General features: G+C 50.3%; 21 protein-coding genes and 2 pseudogenes. 7 read left to right on the top strand and 16 right to left on the bottom strand.

Going from position 1 to position 24,919, the window contains the following annotated elements:
* Positions 1 to 39 precede the first annotated feature (39 nt).
* The 9 genes from EDM55_RS10185 to EDM55_RS10145 all read right to left on the bottom strand — a co-directional run bounded on the left by EDM55_RS10185 (position 40) and on the right by EDM55_RS10145 (position 10,106).
* Positions 40 to 1,158 (bottom strand): PepSY-associated TM helix domain-containing protein, encoded by a 1,119-nt coding sequence (locus EDM55_RS10185; RefSeq protein ID WP_122960250.1) that lies wholly within the window; start codon positions 1,156 to 1,158, stop codon positions 40 to 42.
* 254 nt (positions 1,159 to 1,412) lie between these two features.
* Positions 1,413 to 1,997 carry an SGNH/GDSL hydrolase family protein gene (locus EDM55_RS10180; RefSeq protein WP_122960249.1) on the bottom strand — a complete coding sequence of 195 codons (585 nt, stop codon included), beginning with the start codon at positions 1,995 to 1,997 and terminating at the stop codon, positions 1,413 to 1,415.
* A gap of 36 nt (positions 1,998 to 2,033) precedes the next feature.
* Complete coding sequence (locus EDM55_RS10175) at positions 2,034 to 3,170, bottom strand: C45 family autoproteolytic acyltransferase/hydrolase (protein WP_122960248.1); 1,137 nt, start codon at positions 3,168 to 3,170, stop codon at positions 2,034 to 2,036.
* Between the two features lie 34 nt (positions 3,171 to 3,204).
* A complete protein-coding gene (locus EDM55_RS10170) occupies positions 3,205 to 4,191 on the bottom strand; it encodes an ABC transporter ATP-binding protein (protein WP_122960247.1) in 987 nt (328 codons plus the stop codon).
* Positions 4,192 to 4,205: 14 nt separating this feature from the next.
* Positions 4,206 to 5,168: an ABC transporter ATP-binding protein gene (locus tag EDM55_RS10165; protein WP_092276747.1), complete on the bottom strand. Its 963-nt coding sequence runs from the start codon at positions 5,166 to 5,168 to the stop codon at positions 4,206 to 4,208.
* Between the two features lie 16 nt (positions 5,169 to 5,184).
* Positions 5,185 to 6,114: an ABC transporter permease gene (locus EDM55_RS10160; protein WP_122960246.1), complete on the bottom strand. Its 930-nt coding sequence runs from the start codon at positions 6,112 to 6,114 to the stop codon at positions 5,185 to 5,187.
* A 12-nt stretch (positions 6,115 to 6,126) separates the two neighbouring features.
* Positions 6,127 to 7,086: an ABC transporter permease gene (locus EDM55_RS10155; protein WP_441294223.1), complete on the bottom strand. Its 960-nt coding sequence runs from the start codon at positions 7,084 to 7,086 to the stop codon at positions 6,127 to 6,129.
* Between the two features lie 30 nt (positions 7,087 to 7,116).
* The gene (locus tag EDM55_RS10150; RefSeq protein ID WP_122960245.1) at positions 7,117 to 8,697 is read right to left on the bottom strand and encodes an ABC transporter substrate-binding protein; all 1,581 of its coding nucleotides are present in this window, start codon (positions 8,695 to 8,697) and stop codon (positions 7,117 to 7,119) included.
* Positions 8,698 to 8,759: 62 nt separating this feature from the next.
* The gene (locus EDM55_RS10145; protein WP_122960244.1) at positions 8,760 to 10,106 is read right to left on the bottom strand and encodes a M20/M25/M40 family metallo-hydrolase; all 1,347 of its coding nucleotides are present in this window, start codon (positions 10,104 to 10,106) and stop codon (positions 8,760 to 8,762) included.
* A gap of 215 nt (positions 10,107 to 10,321) precedes the next feature.
* On the opposite strand from EDM55_RS10145, the gene EDM55_RS10140 reads away from it, so the two are divergent.
* From EDM55_RS10140 to acnA, 3 genes are all read left to right on the top strand, one after another.
* Positions 10,322 to 11,230 (top strand): LysR family transcriptional regulator, encoded by a 909-nt coding sequence (locus tag EDM55_RS10140; RefSeq protein ID WP_092276737.1) that lies wholly within the window; start codon positions 10,322 to 10,324, stop codon positions 11,228 to 11,230.
* A gap of 63 nt (positions 11,231 to 11,293) precedes the next feature.
* Positions 11,294 to 12,181 (top strand): LysR family transcriptional regulator, encoded by an 888-nt coding sequence (locus tag EDM55_RS10135; protein ID WP_092276734.1) that lies wholly within the window; start codon positions 11,294 to 11,296, stop codon positions 12,179 to 12,181.
* A 107-nt stretch (positions 12,182 to 12,288) separates the two neighbouring features.
* Complete coding sequence (gene acnA / locus EDM55_RS10130; protein ID WP_092276864.1) at positions 12,289 to 15,000, top strand: aconitate hydratase AcnA; 2,712 nt, start codon at positions 12,289 to 12,291, stop codon at positions 14,998 to 15,000.
* A gap of 154 nt (positions 15,001 to 15,154) precedes the next feature.
* Here acnA and EDM55_RS10125 read toward each other — a convergent pair whose 3' ends face one another.
* Complete coding sequence (locus EDM55_RS10125; RefSeq protein ID WP_092276731.1) at positions 15,155 to 16,105, bottom strand: helix-turn-helix transcriptional regulator; 951 nt, start codon at positions 16,103 to 16,105, stop codon at positions 15,155 to 15,157.
* A 107-nt stretch (positions 16,106 to 16,212) separates the two neighbouring features.
* Here EDM55_RS10125 and EDM55_RS10120 point away from each other — a divergent pair, with 107 nt between their 5' ends.
* A complete protein-coding gene (locus tag EDM55_RS10120) occupies positions 16,213 to 17,406 on the top strand; it encodes an MFS transporter (protein ID WP_122960243.1) in 1,194 nt (397 codons plus the stop codon).
* 94 nt (positions 17,407 to 17,500) lie between these two features.
* Here EDM55_RS10120 and EDM55_RS10115 read toward each other — a convergent pair whose 3' ends face one another.
* Both EDM55_RS10115 and EDM55_RS10110 read right to left on the bottom strand, forming a co-directional pair.
* On the bottom strand, positions 17,501 to 18,172 hold the full coding sequence (locus EDM55_RS10115; RefSeq protein WP_122960242.1) for an aspartate/glutamate racemase family protein: 672 nt from the start codon (positions 18,170 to 18,172) through the stop codon (positions 17,501 to 17,503).
* A gap of 18 nt (positions 18,173 to 18,190) precedes the next feature.
* Positions 18,191 to 19,255 (bottom strand): isocitrate/isopropylmalate dehydrogenase family protein, encoded by a 1,065-nt coding sequence (locus tag EDM55_RS10110; protein WP_122960241.1) that lies wholly within the window; start codon positions 19,253 to 19,255, stop codon positions 18,191 to 18,193.
* 238 nt (positions 19,256 to 19,493) lie between these two features.
* Between EDM55_RS10110 and EDM55_RS10105 the strand changes: the two genes are divergently transcribed.
* Positions 19,494 to 20,123, top strand: coding sequence for an RraA family protein (locus tag EDM55_RS10105; protein WP_122960240.1), 630 nt, complete (start codon positions 19,494 to 19,496; stop codon positions 20,121 to 20,123).
* 35 nt (positions 20,124 to 20,158) lie between these two features.
* On the opposite strand, the gene EDM55_RS10100 is transcribed toward EDM55_RS10105, so the two are convergent.
* The gene (locus tag EDM55_RS10100) at positions 20,159 to 20,590 is read right to left on the bottom strand and encodes an SRPBCC family protein (protein ID WP_122960239.1); all 432 of its coding nucleotides are present in this window, start codon (positions 20,588 to 20,590) and stop codon (positions 20,159 to 20,161) included.
* A complete protein-coding gene (locus tag EDM55_RS10095) occupies positions 20,580 to 21,176 on the bottom strand; it encodes a TetR/AcrR family transcriptional regulator (RefSeq protein ID WP_246071129.1) in 597 nt (198 codons plus the stop codon). The genes EDM55_RS10100 and EDM55_RS10095 overlap by 11 nt, the downstream gene beginning before the upstream one ends.
* A 162-nt stretch (positions 21,177 to 21,338) precedes the next feature.
* Between EDM55_RS10095 and EDM55_RS10090 the strand changes: the two genes are divergently transcribed.
* Positions 21,339 to 22,526, top strand: coding sequence for a cation:proton antiporter (locus EDM55_RS10090; RefSeq protein ID WP_122960238.1), 1,188 nt, complete (start codon positions 21,339 to 21,341; stop codon positions 22,524 to 22,526).
* A 207-nt stretch (positions 22,527 to 22,733) separates the two neighbouring features.
* Here the strand turns inward: EDM55_RS10090 and EDM55_RS10085 are convergent.
* Both EDM55_RS10085 and EDM55_RS10080 read right to left on the bottom strand, forming a co-directional pair.
* Positions 22,734 to 23,637: pseudogene (locus EDM55_RS10085) on the bottom strand (NADP-dependent oxidoreductase).
* 86 nt (positions 23,638 to 23,723) lie between these two features.
* Positions 23,724 to 24,047, bottom strand: a complete 324-nt coding sequence (locus EDM55_RS10080) for an ArsR/SmtB family transcription factor (protein WP_122960237.1) — start codon at positions 24,045 to 24,047, stop codon at positions 23,724 to 23,726.
* Between the two features lie 31 nt (positions 24,048 to 24,078).
* On the opposite strand from EDM55_RS10080, the pseudogene EDM55_RS10075 reads away from it, so the two are divergent.
* A pseudogene (locus EDM55_RS10075) lies at positions 24,079 to 24,762 on the top strand (SLC13 family permease); the annotation flags it as partial.
* Positions 24,763 to 24,919: the final 157 nt, after the last annotated feature.

Here is a 24,919-nt window from a genome sequence, read left to right as displayed (position 1 = left end):
AAAAAGCCACGGGATTCTTCCCCTGGCTTTTGTCACAAACTAGGATATCAATACTTTCTGTTTCTCATCCTTTTTTTGAGCAGTCGATCGTTTTCTTTTCCCTCGCTTATACCACCAGATGTACAATCCCGAAAACATGAGGAAAACGGGGACAAGCCCAGCAAGTGCATAGATGATTTTTAGGAACATGTTGTATTCCACAGCCGTATGAAGGGGGAACAACCACACCTTCACGATCCAGCCGGGTGTAGTATCCGGTCCTTGCTTTCCGATAATCTCGCCTGTGTATTGGTTCATATAAATTCGATTGCTTCCAAACCCCGGATCCTGCACCCGATTGGTACGAAACTCGATTGCCTTTTCCGGTGAGGCAGGATAGCGAATCTGGGATATAACATCATTTGGACCATCTTCTTTTATTTTGGCGAGGAGTACGTCTAGGGGCAGCTCCCCCTCAGGCGTTGGCTGCAAGGTCAGTTTTTCAGCTGGCATACTGGAGTCAATACCAAACCATCCCAACATCGTTACATAGAAAGGGATCAGTGCTCCACTTAGAGTAATAACCAGCAAAATGGGGATGGTGTACACTCCAATCACTCTATGTAAACTTGAGAACTTCGCATAAGAATTGGGGGCATTTTTTCTCCATTTTAAACCTTGAAGTATTCTCTTGATCCCTGGCCACCACATATAGAGCCCGGTAATGAGAATAAAGGCTAGGATAAACCCGATCCATCCCACTACATCAATGCCATAAACAGGTATAAGCAAGGTCGAGTGAAAGGATTTCAACCAAACAATAAATGGACTTTCATCACCCTCGGTGCCATTTATCTCACCTGTTCCCGGATCGATACTTAATGTGTGGACCGTCTTTCCTTCTTTCACCCTATACAGATACGTCCCTTGACCAAATGGACCCTCCGGTGTGTATATGCGATCAATTTTCCCCGATGGATAAGCTTCTTTAATATTGGTTTCTATTTCTGAAAAAGTAGCATTCCCTGGACTTACTTTGTACAGCTCCGGGTGCTGGAAGTTTTTAATATCATGCTCAAAGACCAAGATGCTGCCCGACAAACAGAGAAGCACGATAAAGATTCCGAACACGAAGCTCAAATACTTATGGACCTTCTCGAATACCTTTTTAACACTCATATAATGCTCCCTTCTCTTTCAATTTTTTTATAGAAAAATTTGAATTTTCAAATACAAGCTGATTATAAGCCCCCCTCAATCGATAGGTAAAATTAGTAATTTCGCGAGTTTTTTGCAAAAAATTTTATGATTGAAGTCATCTTCAAACTTTATGGGGTGAAGTCGTATTTGTATTTGCGCGTATACGAATCTCATAGATTCTTATCTCTATAACAAAGAGCAGGTACCGAGGCTACCTGCTCTTTTTATCCAATCTATTTAGCTTCTTTCGTTGTTTGCATAACTCTTTTTATCTTCCGACGGATCTCTTCCGACAAAACCTCGTATCCTAGCTCCCCAAAATGGAGGCCATCGTTTCTTTGCCCTCGCAAAACCTCCTGAAGGTTCGGCAGTCCCATCATTCTCTTGAAAAGATCGAGGTAATGGCAGCCTGTCGCCTCACTCACTTCCTGGACAGCATCGGCGTATTGCTGCATGACTGCATTCGTCCGAAACTCCTGCAAACGCTCGTCAACTGGTGCTGGGCTAATCAGAATGACCCTGTTCGGCCCAATGCGCGTGACCACTTCCTTGAGATTGGTTTTGAAGTCTGGCAGAGGGACCTGTTTGTGAAAGGCTGCATCGTTGGCCCCGAAAAACACGGTCACCAGATCAGGAGCGTGCTGTAAGACGTCCGTCTCTACCCGCTCCCGCGCCTGAAACGTATTGTTTCCAGGTACACCCGCGTTGACGACTTCCCATTCTGCGCCCAGTTTCGCCTCCAGCATGATCGACAACAAAGGACGATCATAGCCTTCTGTCCTCGCCGTTAAACTGTCTCCAAAGCAAACGACTTTCATGGATGATGGGTCCCCTTTCCGCAGCCAGCAAAATGGTTAGTTTCGAGGAGAGAACGAATACTTTTTGTACTCGTACTGATCAGGCGGCCCGATCGCGATCCATAAATGCCCTTTGGCAGGCTCAGCAATCACGGAGGCAAAGGTAATGATATCTGTCGCCCTCTCTCCTGGTGCCTGCATGCCCTCGTCTCCCTCGATTTGGCAAAGGCAATGCGGATAGCTTCCACGATCACGCAAAATATCCTGCATCACTTCGGCATTCAGCTTGCCTCGGTTCGCTTCCAGCAGCTCTGTCATACGGGAAATGCGGACGCGGGAATTTTCCAGCTCAATTCCTGTTAAGCGTTCCTCGCCCAGAAGCTCTGGACTGACGAAATGATTGGAGTGAGCCAGAATGCCATTTTTCGCCTCGATGCGGGAGATTCTGGACGGGATCGTCTCCACATCGACGATGCCGCCTTGTTTGTCCAGCATGATCAGGTTGCGCGAGGAGGCGCGATAGAGGCTATCTACAAGCTCTACCGCTTCTGCTGTCGTACTGCGAGTCAACGCCAGTTTCGTAAAGAAGTACCGGGGGAAGCCTACTCGCCACCCATCACACGTCAAGAAGTTGCCGAATGCCCCCACTCCAGCATCATTAATCCCAATGAAGGAGATTTGACCCGCAGGTGTCAGCATGAGAGTCGCAGGCCCCTCATCGGGGATCGACTCAATTACGATACTCAGCTCACCGTAAAAAGCAGGCAGATCGGCATTCTGACCGATGAGTGGCGAGCCGTCTGCTGTCGCTTCTGCGGCAACGGCAAACGTCGTGCACTCTGTCTGATTGGTTTGAAAAATTTTATTCAGCTCGGCCCGGACCTGCAACAGGTAAGCTTCTCCCAGAGAGATTCCCGCGCCTTCTGCCAAGCCCTGAATTTCTTCGTCGAATTGCGGTGCGTATTTGATCACATAGCTCCGATACTGCAGGGCAGCCTCTGCCACTTCTTCACGTGAGGAAACATTATATTTTCTCCGAAGACGCTCGCTAGCCAGCTCCAGATTTTTATGGATCAGCTCTCTGCACGCTTCCCCGTGCTGCCGGCCGATCTGGCGATAGGTTCCCTGAAAGCAATAGAACGGAAAGCTTTTAGTAGAACGGGTAGATAGGTTCCGAGACTTTGATTCGCTCATGACGGTTCTCTCCTTTGTTCATGAATGATGGCTATTATTCAGCTTCTAATGGGAAATGGCAGGCCGCTACCTGCCCCCCTCCGTATGCCATAAGCTCGGGTGACTTCGTCTCGCAGACAGGCTGGGCGTAGGGACAGCGCGTATGAAAGTGACAGCCAGACGGTGGAGCCGCCGGATTCGGCAAATCTCCCTGTAAAATGATCCGTTCCTTTCGCAGCAACGGGTCTGGAATCGGTACCGCAGATAGCAAAGCTTTGGTGTAAGGATGCTTGGGGCTGGCAAACAGCGTGTCTCGATCCGCCAGCTCCACGATTCTCCCCAGGTACATCACGGCGATCCGATCACTGATATGCTTGACCGCCGGCAATCCATGGGCGATAAAAATGTACGTCAGGCCCAGCTCGTTTTGCAGCTTTCGGAGCAGATTCAATATTTGCGATTGTATCGATACATCCAATGCCGATACGGCTTCATCGCAGACAATAATCTTTGGATTTAACGCCAGGGCACGAGCAATTCCGATGCGCTGCCGCTGACCTCCGCTAAACTCATGCGGATGCCGGGAGAGATGGTGCGTATCCAGCCCGACGAGCCGCAGCAGCTCCACTACCTTTTCTCTGCGCTCTTTTTTGCTGTACCGTTCAAAGATTTTCAGAGGTTCTCCCACAATATCCTCGACTCGCATGCGGGGATTCAAGGAGAAGTAAGGGTCTTGAAAGATCATTTGCAAATTTCGCCGCGCCTGCTTCAGCTCGGACTTCCCCAAGGTCGAGACGTCCTTGCCCTGAAACCAGATCTCTCCTTCAGTCGGCTCCAAGAGCTGCAGGATCAGCTGTCCAACGGTCGATTTCCCGCAGCCGGATTCCCCCACGATTCCTAGCGTCTCACCTTGTTGAACGGTAAAATCCAGACCATCTACTGCCCGTACATAGCCTACTTCAGACGAAAACATCCCCTTTTTAAAGGGATAGTATTTTTTCAATCCTTTGACTTCCAATAACGGAGCCGTGTCTAGCGCCATTGCCGATCACCTCCCTATGTATGCAAGCAGCGAACCAGATGATTGGCACGATACTCTTCCAGCTGCGGCTTGATCTGTGTGCATTCGACCGTCGCCTTCGGGCAGCGTGGGTGGAAAGCACAGCCCTTTGGCATCTCTAGTGGATTCGGAACAGAGCCGGTAATCGAGTCTAATTCCTCGAGCTGCTCATCCATTTTCGGCAGCGATTTCATGAGCCCCGTCGTGTACGGATGCTGCGGATTCGCGAATAAATCAAAGACCGAAGCATCCTCCACCACTTCTCCGGCGTACATCACCACGACCCGGTCGGCCATCTCCGCCACGACCCCCAGGTCATGCGTGATGAGGATGACCCCCGTTTGATACGCTTTGTTTAACGACTTCATCAATTCCAAAATTTGCGCCTGTATTGTCACATCCAATGCGGTCGTCGGCTCGTCTGCAATAAGCAGAGCCGGGTTACACGCCAGTGCCATCGCGATCATGACCCGCTGCCGCATACCGCCAGACAGCTGATGCGGAAAATAGCCTACGACCCGCTCCGGATTGGGTATGCCCACTCTCTCCAGCATCGCGATGCTTTTTTGCCTCGCTTGCTTCTTATCCAGCCTTTCATGGATGCGAAATACTTCACCCAGTTGATTTTCGATGGTAAACACGGGGTTCAACGACGACATCGGCTCCTGAAAAATCATCGAAATCTTGTTCCCGCGCAGTTTCCTCATCTCTTTTTTGCCCAGCTTCAACAGATCCTGGCCTTCAAACAGAATCTCTCCGCCGACTACCTCTCCGGGAGATGCGACCAGCCTCATAATAGACAGCGAGGTTACGCTTTTCCCACAGCCGGACTCGCCTACGATCGCAAGCGTCTCCCCTCTGGATACGGAAAACGACACGCCATTCACAGACGGTACGACGCCATCTTCTGTTTTAAAATGTGTCTGCAGGTTGGTGACTTCCAACAATTTGTGCTGCACTCGTTTCCCCCCTCTCCTATTTCGAGCCTTTTGCCTTCATTTTTGGATCGAGTACATCGCGGATCCAGTCTCCCAAAAAGATGATTCCCAGAACCGTAATCGTAATGGCTATGCCAGGAAAGGTAGCGACCCACCAGCTCGTCGCCAGATACTGCCTGCCATCACTGAGCATGCCTCCCCAGGAAACCGTCGGGGGCTGGACACCTAGACCCAGAAAGCTGAGTGAAGCTTCCGAGATGATCGCTGCCGCCACGCTAATCGTAGAGACGACGATAAAGGACGAGGTCACATTCGGCAGGATATGCGTGAAAATGATCCGGGCATCGCTGGCGCCCACTGTGCGGGAGGCTTTGACGAAATCGCGCTCCTTCATACTGAGCACTTCTCCGCGAATGATGCGGGCGTACTTGACCCAGTTGGTGATCCCTAGTGTAAAGATCAGCGTTCCGAGGCTTGGCCCCATGACAAACAGGATGATCAGCATAAGCAGCATGCTCGGTATAGCGAGAAACGCATCGACCGTTCGCATGATGATCGCGTCGATCCAGCCGCCGTAATAGCCAGAGACCAGCCCGAGCAAACCGCCGATCGCTCCTGCCAGCATGACCGCGAAAATACCCACGATCAGGGAAACCTGTGAACCGTATATAATGCGGCTTAAAACATCGCGGCCTAAATTGTCCGTACCCAGCGGATAGTCCGAGTTCCCCTTTTCCAGCCACATCGGCGGGAGCAGGCGTTTGGAAACATTCGTTTTCACAGGGTCATGCGGGGCTATCGCTCCTGCAAAAACAGCCACGAAGACAATCGCTGCCATGATCAGCAGGCCGATTGTTCCCACCTTGCTTTTCCACAGCAGGCGAAAAAAGCGCGATAGACTTCCCGATTTTTTTCTCTTACGAACGGTCACGATTTGTGCAGTCTCAGTTTGAATTGGTGTCGTCACAGTTACACCCCTTTACTTGTACTTGATGCGAGGATCCAGGAGTCGATACAAAATATCAGCGATCAGGTTGCCCAAGATCACGATGAACGCGACGACAAAGATGGATGCCTGCACGATTGCCATATCGCGGCCATTTACCGCTTGGACAATCAGCAGCCCCATCCCCGGCCAGGCAAAGATGGTTTCGGAGATCAAGGCTCCCCCGATCAGGGCAGAGGATTGCAAGGCCATAATCGTCACAACCGGGATCAAGGAGTTGCGAAAGGCATGCTTGCACACGACCAGGGTTTCAATCAAGCCTTTGCTGCGCGCGGTCCGAATGTAATCCTGACCCAAAATATCGAGCATGCTCGAACGAATCAGCCTCGTCGTTTCCGCTGCGATCCCGACACCCAAGGTCAAGGCCGGCAAAATCAAATGCTCAAACGTTCCTCTGCCCGATACGGGAGCGATTTTCATCCGAACGGCAAACAGCAGGATCAGCATGATGCCCAGCCAGAAATGCGGAATGGCTTTGCCCAAAGCAGATGCACCCGTGATGAAGATATCCAGATACGAATTGCGTTTCACAGCAGACAATATCCCCAGAGGAACGGATATTAGCGTCGCGATGATCATCGAAGCAATCGCAAGCTCGAAGCTCGCGGGCAGCCGCTCCAAAATGATCGGCAGCGCCGGAAGGTTGTAGCGATACGAGGTTCCGAAGTCTCCCTGCAGGAGGTCCCCCATGAATTTGATGTATTGGACGTAGATTGGCTGGTCCAGTCCAAGTGCTCTCGTGAGAACCATTCGATCCTCATCGGAAGCTGTTTCTGGCAGCATGAGTGCGACCGGATCGCCTGTCACACGCACCAGAATGAAAACGATCAAAGAGATTAAGAGCAGCACGGGAATGATCTGGAGCACAGATTTGATTAGATAATTTCTCACGACTTCACCTCCGCGATGATGTAATGGGGAAAAGGAGCTCATGAAAGCCCCCTTTTCCCCGAAACCTTCCTCTTATTTCAGCGTTATTTCATCGACATACAGCATTTCGTCTACGCGAGGTTTATAGGCGATGCGATCGTTCACTCCGTAGGTAGAGTCCATTTGCAGCAGGTAGATTTGCGGAAGCTCTTTCGCGACAATCTCCTGGATTTTCTCGAATTGCTTCAATCTCTCTGTCGGATTCATATTTTGACTCGCTGCTTTGTACAGTGCCTCTACCTCTGGATTCGTATAATCCGTACGATCCTTCGTTCTGGCAATCGTCACGCGATCCAGCGCCAGCGCTGCGTCGAACATGGAATTTCCATAGGCGACCATGAACAGTTCGTCCATTTTGCGTGCCGATAGTCTTTCATTGAAGGCGCTCCATTCCATCAGCTCGAGCTTCACGCGGAACCCTACCTCTGTCAGCATCGCGGTAACCAGCTCAGCTGTTTCTTTATCCTTCAGGTAGCGTCCACTCGGTGCAGTGAAGGTCACGTCCACGCCGTTTGCATATCCCGCTTCCGCTAACAGCTGCTTCGCACGCTCTGGATCGTAGTTGTATTTGTTGTAGAGCCCGATATGCGCACCGAAGTTTCCTGGTGTCACGCGGGTTTGCGTCGGTGTTCCTTTACCTGCGTACAGATTGTCGATAATCGCTTTCTCATCGATCGCCAGGTCAATCGCTTCACGAACACGCGGGTCCGCTGTCACTCTGCCTGGGGTTACACGCACTTCCATCGTCATGACGCGCTGGCTCGGTCCTGTAATCACGCTTGTCCCTTCATTGCTCTCGATGCGCTCTTCGTCACTGGGAGGTATGTTCAAGGCGACATCGATTCCACCGGTCATCAGCTCCGCTACCCGCGTAGAATCTTCTTGGATCACACGGAAAATGACTTTGTCCCATTTCGGCTTGTCTCCAAAGTACGCATCGTTTTTCACCAGGACGAGGCGATCATCGCGCTTCCACTCCTGGAACTTGTACGGTCCGGTTCCTACCGGATTTTTCAGGAACTCTTCCCAGCCCTTTTCGGCGATGTACTTGGAAGGAAGCATGCTGGAACCGCTGCGGGACAGTCTATTTAGAAGAATCGGGTCGGCATTTTTGGTAATGACATCTACGGTGTGGTCGTCGACGACCTTCACTTCTTGGATTTCGTCGTAATTGGAGTGCTCAGAGAGCTTCTCGTCTTTTGCCACACGCTCCAGCGTGAACTTGACGTCGGCAGCTGTGAACGGATCGCCGTTTTGGAACTTCACGCCTTGACGGAGCTTGAATCGCCAAGTGGTTGGATTGACGTTTTCCCAGGATTCTGCCAGGTCGGGAACAAACTTGCCTTCTGCGTCGTGCTTGAGCAGGTAGTTGAAGATATTCACATGGATGGCTTCTGTCGAGGCACTGCTGTGGTCATGAATGTCGAAGCTCAGCATGTCACTGCCGTTCGCGATGGTTAATACCTTTTCAGCCGTTGCGTTATTCGCGGTGGCAGCTGCAGGTGCTGCATTTTGTCCCGGTGCGGGAGTGGAGGTTTGCGAGCCACAGCCCGTCATGACTAGAGTAAAAGCGAACGTGGAAGCCAACAGGAAACGCGACATTTGATTCTTCATAATTGCCCCCTCTTTTTATAAAAGAACGAATACTCAATGAATTCATCAGACTTGCTCTGCTGCTAGGCCCATTCATGTATAACGGTTGCCGCCATCTTGATTCCATCCAGATAATCTTTGATCAAAATATTTTCGTTCGGCGCATGCTTGCGAGAATCCGGATTGCCTACTCCGAAGCCGATTGCAGGGATCCCCAGCTGCTGACAGAGCGCATACATCGGTCCCGAGCCTGGATTCATCAAGATGACTCGCGGCGGGATACCTTTCATTTTTGTAGCCGCTTTCATAACCTTTTTTACGAGCGGATGATCCGGATCTGTTTTGGCGGCTTGCGTTCCTTCGTTTGCGATGATCTCGATATCCTGGAAGCCGTGACGATCCAGATGGTTGCGCAGATGCTGCAAAATTTCCTTTGGCACCTGATTGGGCACAAGGCGGAAATCGATTTTCACCCACGCCTCCGATGGCAGGACCGTCTTGGAGCCTTTGCCTGTATAGCCGGATTCAATCCCGCAGATATTACAGGTCGGTTGAAAGACCAGCTTTTCTCTCAGCTCATTCCCTCGCAGATCGCGGATGAAGCGATCCAGACCCAGACGCGCCAGCATCTCCTCTTCTTCGAGATCCATCCGCTCGAGAATCTCTTTTTCTCCCTCTGTCGGTTGGGCAACTTTGTCATAGAAATGCTCGATCAGAACCTCATCACGATCGTTTTTAAGCGTATTCAGTGCCCAGACGAGCCGCCAAGCCGGATTTTCGATGATGCTCGCATGGGAAGAATGCAGGTCTGTGTTGGCTCCCTTGGCTACGAGCTTCACAAAAAGGAGACCCTTGTTGCCCAGTTTGACCTCAAAGCTGCCATCGCTATTGACGAAGCCATTTTCCCAAATGCAAAGATCGGCCTGCAGAAGCTCGGGCTGTGTAGCTGCGAGATGCTTGATGTGCCGACTGCCGCCTGATTCCTCTTCTCCTTCTATCAGGAATTTGATGTTCACAGGCAGCCCTCCATACACCTTTTGATAGGCATGAACAGCGCAGATTCGGGCCATCAAGGCGCCTTTGTTGTCAGCTGAGCCTCGCGCAATCAATTTGCCCTCGCGAATCTCCGCTGCAAATGGCGGGCTCTCCCACAGCTCGATCGGGTCCTCTGGCTGCACATCGTAGTGATTGTAAAAGGAAATCGTACTCTCTTTGTCACGAGACGTCTGACCGTACACTACAGGCTGCTGGCCAGGCATTTGCAAGATCTCCGTAGGCACCCCTGCTTGTGTTAAATAGGTTTTAACCACCTCCGCAGTTTCTTTCATCGATTGGTCATACGTGGAGACACTTGGGAGCTTGCATAAATCCTGCAGCCACTGTACGTACATCTCTTTGTTTTCATCAATATAGCGATAGACTTGCTCCATTTCTGCCTCCAACTTCGCAGGTATAATTTTGTAAATTCTGATTACTGAAGATTATATGACGCCTCTCTTGATAGGTAAAATTAATAAATTCGCGAGTTGTTCCAAAAAAACTCTTATCAATTGTGGTAGAGTTACAATTGACAGAATTGCTTAATTGTTTGACCGCGCATAATATTTGGAGAGACAAATCCTCCCCTTTGAAGAGAGGTGCCCTCATGGAAGAAAAGGATTTTACCATTCTTCGGTACATTGCCGAGGAGATGCATTTGACGAAAGCAGCAGAGCGGCTCTTCATGACGCAGCCAGCTCTCACCTATCGGATCCAGCAGCTAGAAAAAGAACTCGATACGCAAATCTTGATCAAGAATGGAAAGCGTATCAAATTTACCGCGCAGGGCGAGTATCTCGTTTCCTTCGCCAATAAAATGCTTGCGGAATACCGCGTCGCGAAAGACTCTCTCGCCAATATGTCCTCGGATGTACAGGGGACGCTGCGCATTGGAGCTGCAAGTATTTTCGCCAGGTATTATCTCCCTTCCCTCATGAAGAGCTTTGTCACGCTATACCCCAAGGTGATTTACAACGTGTATACAGGCCCTTCCCCCAAAATCATGGAGCTTTTGGATACGGAAAGCGTGGATGTCGCCTTCATTCGGGGCGAATACAAATGGACAGATCCCAAGTATCCGATTACGGAAGAGAATCTGTGTCTGATCTCCAAGCACGAAATTGACCTCGATGAATTGCCAAACCTGCAGAGGATCGAGTACAGCTACAACATTAAGCAGCCGATCCCAAGCAAATTCCGGCCACAGGTATCGGTCAAAGACAACATGCGCAGCTGGTGGGCAGAAAGATACAGTGTACCGCCGCTTACTACGGTCATGGTAGACAGCTACGACATCTGCAAGGAAATGGTGATCAATGATCTGGGCTACGCTTTTATTCCCGAGACGTTCATCAACGAGGGGGACGACCTGCACAAGATCAGGCTGCTACGCCAAAACGGGGAAACCATCAAGCGGACAACCTGGCTGCAATACAAGGAATCCTCCATGCAGCTGAACATCGTCGATAAGTTCGTCTCCTTCGTCCGCTCTCAGAGCTTTCCCCCATCCCAGTAAGCACCTCTCGCCCAGAGAAATGACTGAAGAGAGCCTATATCACCTAGAGAGGAGTCGCTTTTCATGGATGATCGCGACTGGCAGATACTACATCTCCTCCATAGCCAAAAAAACATTACCAAGACCGCACAGCTCCTGTTTTTGACCCAGCCTGCCTTGACGAAGCGGCTGATGCAGATCGAAGCCGAATTTGGCGTAAAGATCGTGAATAGAGGAATCAAAGGCGTTCACTTTACTCCCGAGGGCGAGCTGCTGGCGAAACGGGCAGGGCAGCTTCTCACGACGATTCGCGAAATCAAGGAGGAAGTATCCAACCTCCAGCAAAGTGTAGCGGGGACTCTGCGACTAGGGGTCTCGAACTTCTTTGCCAAATATAAGCTCCCGACCCTTTTAAAGCTTTTCAACGAGCAATACCCACTGGTTGATTTTCAGGTGGAGACAGGTCTTAGCAGGGATGTGCTGCATAAAGTCTACAACCGCGACGTGCATATCGGCTTCGTTCGTGGAGAGTACAGCTGGCCGGATCAAAAGAAGCTGCTGTTTGTGGAAAAGGTTTTGCTCGTATCCAAAACCGAGATGGACCTCGCGCAATTGCCTGATTTGCCGAGAGTCGATTATGAGACGGACCAGATGTTCAAAGCCTTGGTCGACAACTGGTGGGCCGAGAACTACACCAAGCCGCCTCTCATTTCGATGAAGGTAGATCGCGGCGATACTTGCAAAGAAATGGTGCGGAGCGGCTTGGGATATGCTATTTTGCCTTCCATGTTTGTCAGTGATGCACCGAATCTCTATAAAAGGGAGCTTCTCACCTCGGAAAACACACCTGTTTTGCGCAATACATGGATGTTCTATCACGAAGAGTCACTGGAGAAAAACGTCGTGAAAGCATTCGTTCAGTTTATGGAGGGCATCGACTTCGAGGATTCAGAAGCAATAAGCGGATCATGAAAAATTCTTATGCCTGTTCATGCGGTTTTCTTATTTTTCACGTTTTCTTCCTCACGCTATACTACAGGTGCTTCGCTACACATCTGATGAGGTGAACTCGTATGAAAATGCTAGAACAGGCTATCCGGGCGGCGGTGACTGCCTTTCCTGGCCACGGTCAAGATTATAGATACTATCGAATCCAGGCACTTGAGGAAGCAGGAATAGGCAAGATCTCGTCGCTGCCCTACTGCATGAAGATCCTTTTGGAAGCAGCGGTTCGCGAGTTTGACGGGGTGACTGTTACAGCAGAGCATGTTCGCAAGCTCGCCAACAGTGCAACCCAGCGCGATCCGAACGAAGAGGTCCCTTTTAAGCCTACTCGCGTCCTGCTGCATGACACGACGGGTCTGCCCGCATTGGTCGATCTTGCAGCCATGCGTGAAACCGTGCAGGCCATTGGTGGAGACCCCTCTTGCGTCAATCCACTGATTCCCGTCGATCTCGTCGTTGATCATTCCGTCATGGTCGACTATTTTGGCACTTCGGATGCATTAGCCTTGAACCAGCAAAGAGAATTCGAGCGCAATTTCGAACGCTTCCGCTTTTTCCGCTGGGTGCAGAACGCATTTCAAAATGTACGGATCATTCCTCCCGCATCTGGGATCATGCACCAAATCAATATGGAGTACCTCTCGACAGTAGTCGCTTCCAAAGAGGTCGACGGCGTCACGGTTCTCTATCCCGATTCTCTTGTCGGTACGGATTCTCATACCACGATGATCAACGGCCTTGGCATCGTCGCCTGGGGTGTCGGCGGGATTGAGGCAGAAGCGGCCATCCTTGGGCAGCCCTTGTATTTCGTCGCTCCGGAAGTGGTCGGTTTTCGACTCACGGGTTCTTTGCCAGAAGGGGCGACGGCTACCGATCTCGCTCTGACCGTCACTCATCTCCTCCGAAAAAAAGGCGTCGTAGGTAAATTCGTCGAGTTCATCGGACCTGGCGTCAGCACCATGAGCCTAGCCGATCGGGCAACCATCGCAAACATGGCACCCGAATACGGAGCGACCATGGGCTATTTTCCCGTCGATTCGGAGACCTTGAACTACCTGCGTATGATCGGGCACACCGAAGAGCACGTAGCCCTGATTGAAGCCTATTACCGGGCACAAGGCATGTTTGTATCGGAAAACGGCGAGGAACCGGTTTATACAGACGTCATCGAGCTCGACCTGTCCACGGTGGTTCCCAGTCTGGCCGGCCCCAAACGACCACAGGACCAGGTACCGCTTGCCATTATGAAACAAGCATTTGAGGAAATCGTCCGGGCACCTATCGATCAAGGCGGGTACGGCCTGTCCGAGTCTGATCTGATCAAGTCGTCCCACCTGACACATCCGTCGGGGGAAAAAACGGCCCTTCGCCATGGCGCTGTCGTGCTTGCTGCCATTACGAGCTGCACCAATACGTCCAACCCGAGCGTTTTGATTTGTGCGGGGCTCCTCGCCAAAAAAGCTGTGGAAAAGGGATTGAAGAAGCCTGCCTACGTCAAAACGTCACTGACTCCCGGTTCTCGGGTCATTACCGATTATTTGAACGAGTCAGGTCTGTCCAAAAGCTTGGATGCCCTCGGCTTTCATGTCGCTGGATATGGATGCGCGACCTGTATCGGCAACTCAGGCCCGCTGCCTGCAGAGGTCAGTCAGGCGATTGTCGAGCATGATCTGGTCACGGCAGCTGTTCTGTCCGGCAACCGCAACTTTGAAGGGCGTATCCACCCGCAGGTCAAAGCCAACTATTTAGCCTCTCCCCCGCTTGTCGTCGCCTATGCCTTGGCAGGTACCGTAACCATTGATTTTGCCACTGAGCCAATCGGTTTCGATCAGGAGGGACAGCCCGTTTTCTTAAAGGACCTGTGGCCCTCTGCTGCTGAGATTCGGGAGGGGATTGCCCATGCAGTTCGCCCTGAGCTTTTCCGTAAAAGCTATCAGAACGTTCTTTCTGCCAACGAGCAGTGGAATGCCATCGAACCTCCTCTGGGACAGCTCTATGAATGGGATGCAGACTCTACTTATATCCAGCAGCCTCCGTTTCTGTCGGATTTGGCTATCGAAGCATCCGACATTCGGGAAATCACGTCCGCACGTGTTCTCGCCTATCTGGGCGATTCCGTCACCACGGACCACGCTTCTCCTTCCGGCAGCATTCTTCCGAAAAGTCCGGCAGGCCGTTATTTGCAGTCCTTGGGGGTAGGCGTGGAAGACTTCAACTCGTATCCTTCCCGCCGAGGCAACCATCTCGTCATGGTGCGCGGTGCTTTTGCCAACCCACGTATTCGCAATAAGCTGGCACCAGGCTCCGAGGGCGGTGTCACTACCTACCTCCCGCGCGAGGAAGTCATGACCATCTACGATGCCTCGGTTCACTATCAAGCAGAAGGCGTCCCCTTGGCAATCATCGCCGGCAAGGAGTACGGTACAGGAAGCTCTCGTGACTGGGCTGCCAAAGGACCTTACCTGCTCGGTGTGAAGTTCATCATCGCGGAGAGCTTTGAACGGATTCATCGCAGCAACCTCGTCGGAATGGGCATTCTCCCTCTGCAGTTTGTAGCGGGGACAAGCGCTGCTTCTCTCGGAATCACAGGCCATGAGAGCCTTGAAACCATCGGCTTGCAAAATGATCTCAAACCGGGGCAGATCATCCAAGTAAAAGCCACTCGTCCAGACAAAAGCTCGTTTCTCTTTGACGTCATCGTGCGCTTGGATAATGTCGTGGATATTGCGTACTATCGCAACGGTGGGATCATGCAGTCGGTAGTCAGAAGACTGGTTCTCGATTGAGCACATACCGGATAGAAAAAAGAGCTCGTGCGGGTGCATGAGCTCTTTGCTTTTGCTTGCTTCTATTCCTCATATCAAATGCTTTACGACCATATCCTGCAGCAGGAAAAACACAAACCAGCCCCCATCCTTCTGATTCAGTGACGACTTCCGTTTAGATTCCTTTGTATCGCTCCAGCATCTCACCAAGCTTCCTGCGTATGGCCTCCCTCAACTCCTTTGGCTCCAGCAAGACCGCCTCTTCTCCCAGCCCGATGAAAAAGTCCGTATAAAAGGGGATATCCCCCTGGGACACATCCCGATCAATCGTACCACTACCGTCCGCGTGAACCTGCAGCATGGGGGCCAGCCACAGCTCGGCCTCACAGCGCTGAACTCCGATTCGGCTCAGCTGTGCCCGCAGTCGAATCGGCTCACGAGGCTCCGCAGCATCCCGTCTGCTCAGGCGTATATCTCCCAGCTCGAGTGGTTCTGTTCCAGATGTGTCATGTGCCGCTTCACGGATACGATCGCAGCGGAACACGCGATACCCCTGGCGCAGGAAACAATACGCCGTGCAATACCAGAAGCCGTTGTGCGCATAGATGCACACAGGCTGAATCTGGCGGCACTTCGCCTCTTCCTCCTTCGACTCGTATTCCACGGTGAGTACCTTCTGGTGAACAGCAGCATCCAACAGAATGGCCAAGCACGGCGCATCTCCTCTTCTTGTCGGCGTAAGGAAGTCGACCCGGTTTTTCATGCTGTCGATCCGATCCCGAACGTCTCCAGGCATATGCAGGTAAAATTTATTCAGTGCCGACGCAGATTCTGCTTCAAAAGGCAGGGAAGAGTAATGGCGCAGGGCCTGCACCGCAAAGAACATCGACACGGCCTCTTCCTCTGTAAATGCAATCGGGGGCAGTACCCTCTCCCGAAGCACTTGATAGCCGCCATGTGGTCCTACTTCCGAATAAAGCGGCACCCCCAGCTCGCTCAGCTCCTGCAAGTCCCGTAATATCGTCCGCTTGGAGACGCCAAATTCATCGGCAAGCTCCTGCACCTTGAACCGCCGCTTCCTGTTAACGGTCATCATCAGCTCCATCAACCTCTTGGATTTCGGCATCTTGACAACCTCCTTTTGTAAATCGTTGAGTCCATGACAGATTCTGTCACCATTATGACGTACGATGAACTCAGCAAGCAACCTTACCTTAAGAGGAGTGATCGACCATGCGCAAATATACCGCTCTTTTCTTTCTCATCATGTTCATGATTGGCACCGATACTTTTCTGGTTTCCCCCATGCTTCCAACCTTGCAAGCGCAATTCGGCGTATCGACGGGAATTGCCGGATGGATGATCGGCGGCTACACGCTAGGCTCCGCGATCTTTGCTTTGATCGCCGGACCGCTGTCAGACGGGTGGAACCGCAGAACGGTGATGCTCAGCGGCCTGCTCGCCTTCTCCCTCTCCACGATTCTTTGCGGCTTTGCCGATAACTTCTGGACGATGTGTCTGTTCCGCTTCCTGGCTGGTGTCAGTGCCGCGTTTACGGCTCCCCAGGTTTGGGCATCCATCCCCATGGTCTTGCCCGCATCCAGCATCCCGAAAACAATGGGCATTGCCTTTGGCGGACTCGCCGCTGCCCAAGCGCTCGGCGTACCCATCGGAAGCTGGCTCGCAGCTGCTCACTGGTCCGTTCCGTTCTGGACGATCGGTGCCCTATCCCTGCTTTTGGCAGCCATCGCATTCTCTTTGCTTCCCGACATGAAGCCCTCTGTGCCCATGGGGAGCAGCCGTGCATCCATTCTCAGCCGGTATGTTCCGCTGATCACAAGCAGCAGGGCTAGAAGTGGCTTCTTTGCTTACCTGCTTCTCCATCTGGGGAGCGGTACCGCCTTCGCTTTCGTAGGGAAATGGATGGCGGACCGCTTCGAGCTTCCCATCGCGCAGATCGGGACGGTGATGATGTGCCTTGGCTTCGGTACGCTGCTGGGAAGTATGGTAAGCGGCTTTGTGACTCGTAAAATGGGACCGATGAGAGCGATCACGGCAAGCATGTCTTTGCTCGTCCTCTTGTACGTTCTATTGCCTCAGCTGACGAGTCTATCTGTCGTTGCCATCCTCTACCTGATCATTTTTGCGACGCTCGGGATCATTTTCCCGCTTGTCATGGGAGCTCTTACTGAGCTGAACGCCTCCATCCGCGGGACGATTTCCAGCCTCGCCAACTCCACGATGAATGCGGCAAACACGCTCGGTGCGTGGTTAGCTGGCCTGCTCTATGTCCAGCTCGGCGGCTATGCGTCGATCGGAATATTCGCAGCCATTTGTCTGGCGCTTTCCCTTGCCATGTTTTTATACGGAGGCGTTTTTCGAAAAAACGAAGAACGAACAGGGAAAGAAGCGACCTCGGTTTCCTGATCTAGACGAAGAAAAGAGCAGTTCCTCGGCGGTCTGTCTGCCAAAGAACTGCTCCCTTTGTTTTCGATGCCCTTCCTAAACCGCTTGGTCCAGCTCATTCGAGCCCTTTTCTCGCCCGAATCTGTTCCATGATAGAGCTGGTGCTGGTCAACGGACTTGTCAGAACCGGGATGCCGATCTCATTCAATCCCGCAGCCGCTCGCGCCATGGAGATTTGCGCCAAAACAAGGACGTCTGCGTTTTCAGCAAGCCTTTTTGCCCGCTCCTGAATCAAGCGGTTATGCTGCTCTGGATCGCCCTTTTTTAGCGCTTCGAAGGCTTCCGTCACAATCTCCACATCGACCCGGACAGCCTTTCCACTCGCCTGGGCAAACTGCTCCAGCAACCCTTTTGTGGTGGGACCAGCCGTTACCACCGTCGCGACAACCCCAATACGCTCCCCCAAAAGCACTGCACGCGCAAGCATCGCCTCATCGACACTCAAAATCGGGATCGCATACTTCTTTTGAATAGCCGGAACATACGGAGAAAAAACAGAGCAGGAGAGCAGCACTCCGTCCGTGCCGGAATCGACCGCCTTTTGGACGAGGTCTTCAAAACGCTGCAGGATTTCAGGAGTGATGCCTCCTTTCTCATTCACCGCCAGCAGCAAGCCTTCATCCATCAGATTGACCAGTTCCGCTTCGGGATAATGGGTGCGAAAGGCTTCTAGCATAGGCGAAACCGAATTCATCGTCGCATGGACCAAACCGATCCTGGTTTTCATAGAACCCATCCCCCGAATTTATAGCCGCTCCACAATCGCTTTGGTAAATTCCGTTGTCGATGCCTCTCCGCCCAAATCACGCGTGCGGATACCGTCGTACATCGTCTTCATGATGGCGTTCTCCACTTTCCTTGCCAGCTGATGCAGGCCGTGATCCTCATGACGGCTCGCCAGCCAATCTACCAGCATGACCGCAGACAGCAGCTCTCCTACCGGGTTGGCTATGTTTTTCCCTGCAATGTCTGGAGCAGAGCCATGTGCAGCCTGAGCCATCGCCTGATGGTCGTTGGTGTTAATCGAAGGTGCCAGTCCCAGGCTTCCTACCAGCTCACCCGCCAGGTCGGAGAGAATGTCCCCAAACATATTGGTCGTCACTATCACGTCAAAGTCCTTCGCCCGCCGAACCATGTGCGCAGCCATTGCGTCGATGTGGTAATCCTCTACCTGCACCTCGGGATACAGCTTGCCTACCTCTCTGCACGTATTCAGGAACAATCCATAGCCCAGCCTGATCACATTCGCCTTATGAACAATCGTGACTTTCTTTCGGCGCTGCATCGCCATGCGGAAGGCGGCGTGCGCGATTCTCTCGGCAGCTTTTTTCGTAAACACTCCCGTTACGATGGCAGTCTCCGGATTTACCATGTACTCCCCGCTGCCTGCGTACATATTTCGATCCGGATAGAAGCCCTCGGTATTTTCACGAAAGATCACCATATCGGCTTCTCCCACCAAGCTTTTGACACCAGCGATCGTCTTGCTCGGTCTTACATTGGCATATAGATCAAAATGATGGCGAAGCTCCCCGCTCGGATTTCTCTTCGCTTGGTGCTCTGCCGGGTACGCCGAAGAATCATGCGGCCCCATAATCCATCCGTGACAGGTTACCAGCGAGTCTTTAGTAATCGCAGGGATAGGTTCTCCGTGTTCTTGAATACCTGTCCACCCCATAGGCAGCTCGATAAAATCGAACGAGGTTCCCTCTACCTGCTCCGCTGCCGCTCGCAGTACCTCTACTGTGGACTGGACGATCTCCGGTCCAATCCCATCTCCGTACAACACTCCCAATTGATAAGTCGCCATATTCCATCAAGTCCTTTCTACAGACGTTTATTTGCGAGGCAAGTACGAGTCATCTGTAAAAAATGTAATCCAGATCAGTATCGAAATAAAATACGGATTTCGAATCGGGTCCCATAGCTTTTGGTTATTATCTCGTTTGGTTATGGCTCGTGATAAACACAAGCTATTTTTCAGCACGTCATGACGTAACGTATAATGCATGTACCTTGATCACTCATGCCCCTAAGGAGGAGAAGCAATGTCGGATATCGTCGCGAAATACCAGAGTGTTCCTACCACCTGCATTTCTGATACGATGCAAGGACTTCATAACATGGATAGCTCCATCAAGCCTTTAAAAGAGGAATACCATCTAGCCGGGAGAGCCTTTACCGTCAAAATGCCTGTCGGAGACAATCTGGCTGTTCTGAAAGCCATTCGCGAGGCACAGCCCGGGGATGTCCTCGTCATCGATGCAAAAGGAGACACCTACCGCGCCATCGCCGGCGATTTCATTGTGGGTCTCGCCAAAACCTTGGGCATACAGGGAATCGTCGTAGACGGTGTCATCCGGGATATCGTCGGGATCAAGCAGTTGGACTTCCCTGTCTTTTGCAAAGGAACAACGGTGGCTGCCAGTGGCAAAGCCGGCTGGGGCGAACTGAATGTGCCCATCTCCTGCGGCGGAACCAGCGTCCAGCCAGGAGACATCATCGTCGGGGATGCAGACGGTGTAGTCGTGATCCCGCAAGCACAGGAAAAAGAGATCCTGCAGCAGGCTCTGGATAAGCTGGTCAAAGACCAAGAGCGTGAGGCAAGTGTTTCCGGCAATCCGGAGGCAGTACGAGCCTATTTGGATAAGTTTCTTGCATCCTCGGCAGGTAAGTAAACAACACAAAAAGCGCCTTTCCCAGGGCGCTTTTTTTATGTTGACGCATCCCGAATTGCGGCCAATACCCCTTCCCAGTGCAGCTTCATCTGCTCCCGCGCAAGCGGATTGTCCAGTCTTTCCTGGTGAAAACTGATCGTCGTTTTGTCCGGGTGATTGGACAGCAGCCGAATTTGCAGAGTGGACGGCTCCCCCCACTCCCGCTTCTCCCATCGTAAGCGGAGCTGCTGATACGGTTTGACGACCCGGAATTGGCCGGAAATGCCTTCCGTGGATTGAAAGGTCTCCCCCACATGAAAGGACAGGGGCGATACGGTCCCGATCCACAGTTTCAACCCTTCTGCAGAGGTCAGGTACGCCCATGCCTGCTCTGGTGAGATTGGCAGCGTTCTTCGGACCCCTACCTGAAAGCCGGTCGAAGCCGTTAAACCGACAACCTTGTTCGATGTAGACGATTTATTGCTCATCTATACTCAACCCCCTCACGAATAGCTCGACACTCGACTCTATAAATTCGGGCAAGGTTACTTTTGTAATCGTCGACGCCCCGAAGAGCTGTGTCAGAAAGGCACCGTAATTCATCCACATAAACGTAATCGCCTGTGTTTCCGCATCAGTCTGGATCATTCGATTCCGGCTCTGCATTTCGGTAAAATAATTCGTCAGCAGCTCCAGCAATTTACGCGGATGCTTTTGTGCCCTCTCGCGGATTTCGATCAGTTCGTCGTCCCTTAAGACGATGAGGAATAATTTGCGGTTACGGTCCATGATTTCATGATACATTTGGCTAAACATAAGCAGGTCCGTCCGCAGATCCCATGTGACCTTCTCGTTAAAGATCCGGGTCATTTCAATCGAGTAATGATATCGATCAATCGCTTTCTCCAGCAAATTGAACTTGCTGCCAAAGTTGCGGAACAGCGTCATTTCACTGACGCCCGCTGCTGCAGCGATTTCCTTGGTCGATACCCCCTTGTAGCCTTTTTCGGCCATTAAGTCGATGGCAGCCAGCATCAACCTGCTTTTACTGTCCAAAATCTGCTTGTCTTCCAAATCCTCACCTTCCCGGCACTGGTCGAGAAAAATACCGTTAGTTAGTGCCCACTATCATATTCTTCTTTTGGGAACAGGTACGCATACGTGAAGAAAATGATTCATTGTTATAATGGAGAATCGGACTAGCATACCTTATAAAGAATGGGGTGACTTCTTATTATGGGGAATGGTCCTTTACTCTCTCTTTTTTGGTTATTTCTTTTTATATTCGCAGTGCAAATACTGCTTAGTAAAACAAAGCCTTTCCGGATTCCATCTGTTTTGACATATTTGATCTTAGGAATGGTTATTTCCTACTTCGGTAAAGAAATGTTTCGTCAAGAGGATATAAAATGGCTGGACGGATTAAGTGAATTTGGACTTTACTATTTAATGTTCTTGTCAGGAATGGAAGTCGATTTAACCTGTCTTCGTTTTCAAAAGCGGACCAAGCTACGGCAAAATACTTTAATCATTGGGTTATTCGTATTTATGGGGAGTGCGATATTGGCCCTGCTGATCGGGATGCGAATACACCAGATTGACCCTTCTACACAGTCCTGGATGATGATGCTCATTCTTTTGACAACCTCTCTTGGAATTGTAATGCCCGTTCTCAAGGAAACGGGAATCATCCATACCCAGTACGGTCAGTTGCTGCTAACATCGGCCATTCTCGCTGATCTTATAACGATGATCGTGCTCTCTACGATAGGAGGATCTTACTATACTGGTTTGACTTGGCGTCAGGCTTCCATAGGTTTACTCCTGCCTTTATCAGTCATTTTCTATCAGACCATTCTCAGGCTAAGGGAAAGCATGTTTTGGAAAATGGAAATCCGCAAAAATTTTACTGTCCAATTGCAAGGACTACTAGCTATTCTTGGCTTATATGGCATCTTCACCGACCTGACAGGTTCAGAGCCTATTTTAGGTAGTTTCTTGGCCGGTTTTCTTTTATCGAGTCTGCAGCTCCAAGATCATCACCCGTTTAAGGAGAAGCTAGAGGGAATCGGATACGGCTTTATCATACCGATCTTCTTCGTTATGGTCGGCTTTCATTTTCATATAGAGGATTTTGTAAAATCTCCCGTTGCAATAAGTTGGGTTCCCCTTCTCCTTTCCACAGCCTACATCGTTAAAGTACTCCCAATGATGTGTCTCGCACCAATTCTAAACATGCGAAAAGCTCTTGCTGGAGGCTTTCTCCTATCATCAAGGATGACACTAATCGTTGTTGCGACATCGATCGGTTTAAGGCTGGGGGTAATTAACAGGGGAATACAAGATGCAGCCATTGTGGTCGCTATCATTACTTCTGTGTTATCGCCAATGATCTTCTCCATTAGCATTAAGAAACAATCTTAGGTAAACCCTCGACTCCTTTAATCCTAAGTCACCTGCAGCGTTAAATAAAAACCAGGGAATCCATCTAATACCTTTCAACTGAGCCTAGAAATTGGAACAGCGACAGCCGAGGACAAGAAATATTGCCCTAGACTGTCGCTGTTCCATTGAAAGAACGCTCGCTGTTTCGTTCCCTGATCTATGGATTGGTTGAACTTTTCCCTAGAATTACTTTATTCGAATGACTACCTTTCCTTTTGCCCTTCCGCTTTCCAGATACTGAAATGCATCCCCGACCTCTTTCAAAGGAAACACCTTATCGATAACAGGCTTAATGAGACCTACTTCCATAAATTCCTTTATCACCTTCAATTGCGATCCGCTCGGTTTCATAAAGAGGAAATGATATCGCGTTTGGCAAGCCGGAGATGGATACGATTTGTCCGCCTGGTTTCAGTACCCGGAATGATTTTTCCAGGGCTTCCCCGCCTAAAGTATCGAAAACAGCGTCATATCCGGTAAGCTTTTCTTCAAAATTCTCTTGTTTATAATTAATAATTAGATCTGCCCCCAACGATTTAACCAATTCGTAGCCTTTATCGCTTGCTGTTGTGGCGACAAAAGCGCCCATCTGCTTGGCCAATTGGATGGCGAAGGTTCCTACGCCTCCCGAACCTGCGTGAATCAATATCTTTTGCCCATTTTGGAGCTTTAAAATATCCACAAAAGCTTGGTAGGTTGTAAGTCCAATCAGCGGGATCGATGCCGCTTCTTCAAAGGTTAGGTTTTGCGGCTTCAGCCAAATATCATCCTCATGTACAGCAATAAATTCCCCTAATGTTCCGATTCGGTTTTTGCGGGGTCTCCCGTAAACCTCATCGCCGGGCTTCCATGTATTCACCCGGCTACCAACCTTGACTACCACTCCGGAGAAATCATTTCCTAAGATTAGAGGAAACTTGTAATTCAAAAGGAATTTCATTTTCCCTTCTTTAATTTTAAAGTCGATAGGATTTAAGCTGGCCGCATGAATTTCCACTAGCACATCATGTTCTCCGATAGCAGGCATTGATTGTTCAGCAATTGCGAATGGAACCTGTTTCCCGTACTTCTCAATGATCATCGCTTTCATAAAATTATCACTTCATTTACGATTATTCGTTTAAACAAACGAACCGATTGTGCAAAATAAGCCCTTTCTCCTGTAGTCCTTTTTAATTACTGATGCCCATCGCACTCGGCTTCAACTGCAAGAATTAATGATTTGAGTTGTTCAAGCGGCTTGCGGACAGTCAATACGTAATAATTTTCTACGCCCTTTTTTTCGGATTTAATAAAACCAGACTGTTTCAGCACCTTTAAATGATGGGAGACAGCGGGTCTGGACAAATTGATATGGCCTGAAATGGTATTCACATTAAGGCCCGATTTGTTCTGCGCCAACAGCATTATAATAGCTTGACGGTTTTCATCGGTCAGCACTTCCAATAGAGGGATACAATCTTTAAATTGTTGTAGAATATGCTCGGTTTGCTGGCTCATACGATCCGCCCCTATCGTTCATTCGTTTAATCTCCTAAACATAATTTTAATCGTTCATGTTTACATCGTCAACCTCGTATACATCCCTTTTTTTATCTGGTTGTTCCGCAAGCAAATTCAGACAACCCCTGAGTTGATGTGTGATCTGATGAAACTGGATGAAAAGGAGTTAATAACAGCTCCTAACCTTCTCTTCAAGTGCATAGCAGTATTAGGTCTGACTATTATTGGTTTCTTTCTTCACCAGCTGTTGCATTTGGAGTCTGCGACAGTTGCATTAGCTGGAGCCTTCTTGTTACTCCTCTTGACCGGAGAGAAATTAATGGAAGAGGCATTAGCCAAGGTCGAGTGGACGACTATATTTTTCTTCGTTGGCTTATTCGTCCTAGTTTCTGGCCTAATTGAAACAGGAGTAATCGCCAAATTAGCTGAACAAGCCATCGAGTTAACTGGAGGCGACCTGTTCGCAAGTTCCATGCTGATTTTGTGGCTGAGTGCCATCGCCTCTGCTTTCTTGGACAATATTCCGTTTGTAGCAACAATGATCCCTATGATTCAGGAAATGGGTAACATGGGCGTAAATAATCTGGAACCGTTGTGGTGGAGCCTGGCATTAGGCGCTTGTCTTGGTGGAAATGGATCTCTGATTGGAGCAAGTGCAAATTTAATCGTAGCTGGTATGTCAGGCAAAGAAGGCTATCCCATTTCTTTTTTACAGGACGGATTGTAATATGAAGTGCGACACCTACGCTTAGGCAAAAAAATGGCCCATGATTGATTCGTGTAAAATGAAGTTACCACACCACATTTACACAGGAGAATCAATCATGAGTTATTCCCATCTTAGCATAACAGAGCGTAGTCAGCTAGCT

It is taken from the genome of Brevibacillus centrosporus, assembly GCF_003710815.1.
Taxonomy (GTDB): Bacteria; Bacillota; Bacilli; order Brevibacillales; family Brevibacillaceae; genus Brevibacillus; species Brevibacillus centrosporus.
Note: the sequence above shows the minus strand (reverse complement) of the source record. Positions and strands in the feature narration are given on the sequence as shown.

Excerpts from the sequence above, each read along its gene's own strand:
- EDM55_RS10185 (WP_122960250.1), bottom strand. The coding sequence starts at position 1,158 with ATGAGTGTTAAAAAGGTATTCGAGAAGGTCCATAAGTATTTGAGCTTC.
- EDM55_RS10180 (WP_122960249.1), bottom strand. The coding sequence starts at position 1,997 with ATGAAAGTCGTTTGCTTTGGAGACAGTTTAACGGCGAGGACAGAAGGC.
- EDM55_RS10175 (WP_122960248.1), bottom strand. The coding sequence starts at position 3,170 with ATGAGCGAATCAAAGTCTCGGAACCTATCTACCCGTTCTACTAAAAGC.
- EDM55_RS10170 (WP_122960247.1), bottom strand. The coding sequence starts at position 4,191 with ATGGCGCTAGACACGGCTCCGTTATTGGAAGTCAAAGGATTGAAAAAA.
- EDM55_RS10155 (WP_441294223.1), bottom strand. The coding sequence starts at position 7,086 with ATGAGCTCCTTTTCCCCATTACATCATCGCGGAGGTGAAGTCGTGAGA.
- EDM55_RS10150 (WP_122960245.1), bottom strand. The coding sequence starts at position 8,697 with ATGAAGAATCAAATGTCGCGTTTCCTGTTGGCTTCCACGTTCGCTTTT.
- EDM55_RS10145 (WP_122960244.1), bottom strand. The coding sequence starts at position 10,106 with ATGGAGCAAGTCTATCGCTATATTGATGAAAACAAAGAGATGTACGTA.
- EDM55_RS10140 (WP_092276737.1), top strand. The coding sequence starts at position 10,322 with ATGGAAGAAAAGGATTTTACCATTCTTCGGTACATTGCCGAGGAGATG.
- EDM55_RS10135 (WP_092276734.1), top strand. The coding sequence starts at position 11,294 with ATGGATGATCGCGACTGGCAGATACTACATCTCCTCCATAGCCAAAAA.
- acnA (WP_092276864.1), top strand. The coding sequence starts at position 12,289 with ATGCTAGAACAGGCTATCCGGGCGGCGGTGACTGCCTTTCCTGGCCAC.
- EDM55_RS10125 (WP_092276731.1), bottom strand. The coding sequence starts at position 16,105 with ATGCCGAAATCCAAGAGGTTGATGGAGCTGATGATGACCGTTAACAGG.
- EDM55_RS10120 (WP_122960243.1), top strand. The coding sequence starts at position 16,213 with ATGCGCAAATATACCGCTCTTTTCTTTCTCATCATGTTCATGATTGGC.
- EDM55_RS10115 (WP_122960242.1), bottom strand. The coding sequence starts at position 18,172 with ATGAAAACCAGGATCGGTTTGGTCCATGCGACGATGAATTCGGTTTCG.
- EDM55_RS10110 (WP_122960241.1), bottom strand. The coding sequence starts at position 19,255 with ATGGCGACTTATCAATTGGGAGTGTTGTACGGAGATGGGATTGGACCG.
- EDM55_RS10105 (WP_122960240.1), top strand. The coding sequence starts at position 19,494 with ATGTCGGATATCGTCGCGAAATACCAGAGTGTTCCTACCACCTGCATT.
- EDM55_RS10100 (WP_122960239.1), bottom strand. The coding sequence starts at position 20,590 with ATGAGCAATAAATCGTCTACATCGAACAAGGTTGTCGGTTTAACGGCT.
- EDM55_RS10090 (WP_122960238.1), top strand. The coding sequence starts at position 21,339 with ATGGGGAATGGTCCTTTACTCTCTCTTTTTTGGTTATTTCTTTTTATA.
- EDM55_RS10080 (WP_122960237.1), bottom strand. The coding sequence starts at position 24,047 with ATGAGCCAGCAAACCGAGCATATTCTACAACAATTTAAAGATTGTATC.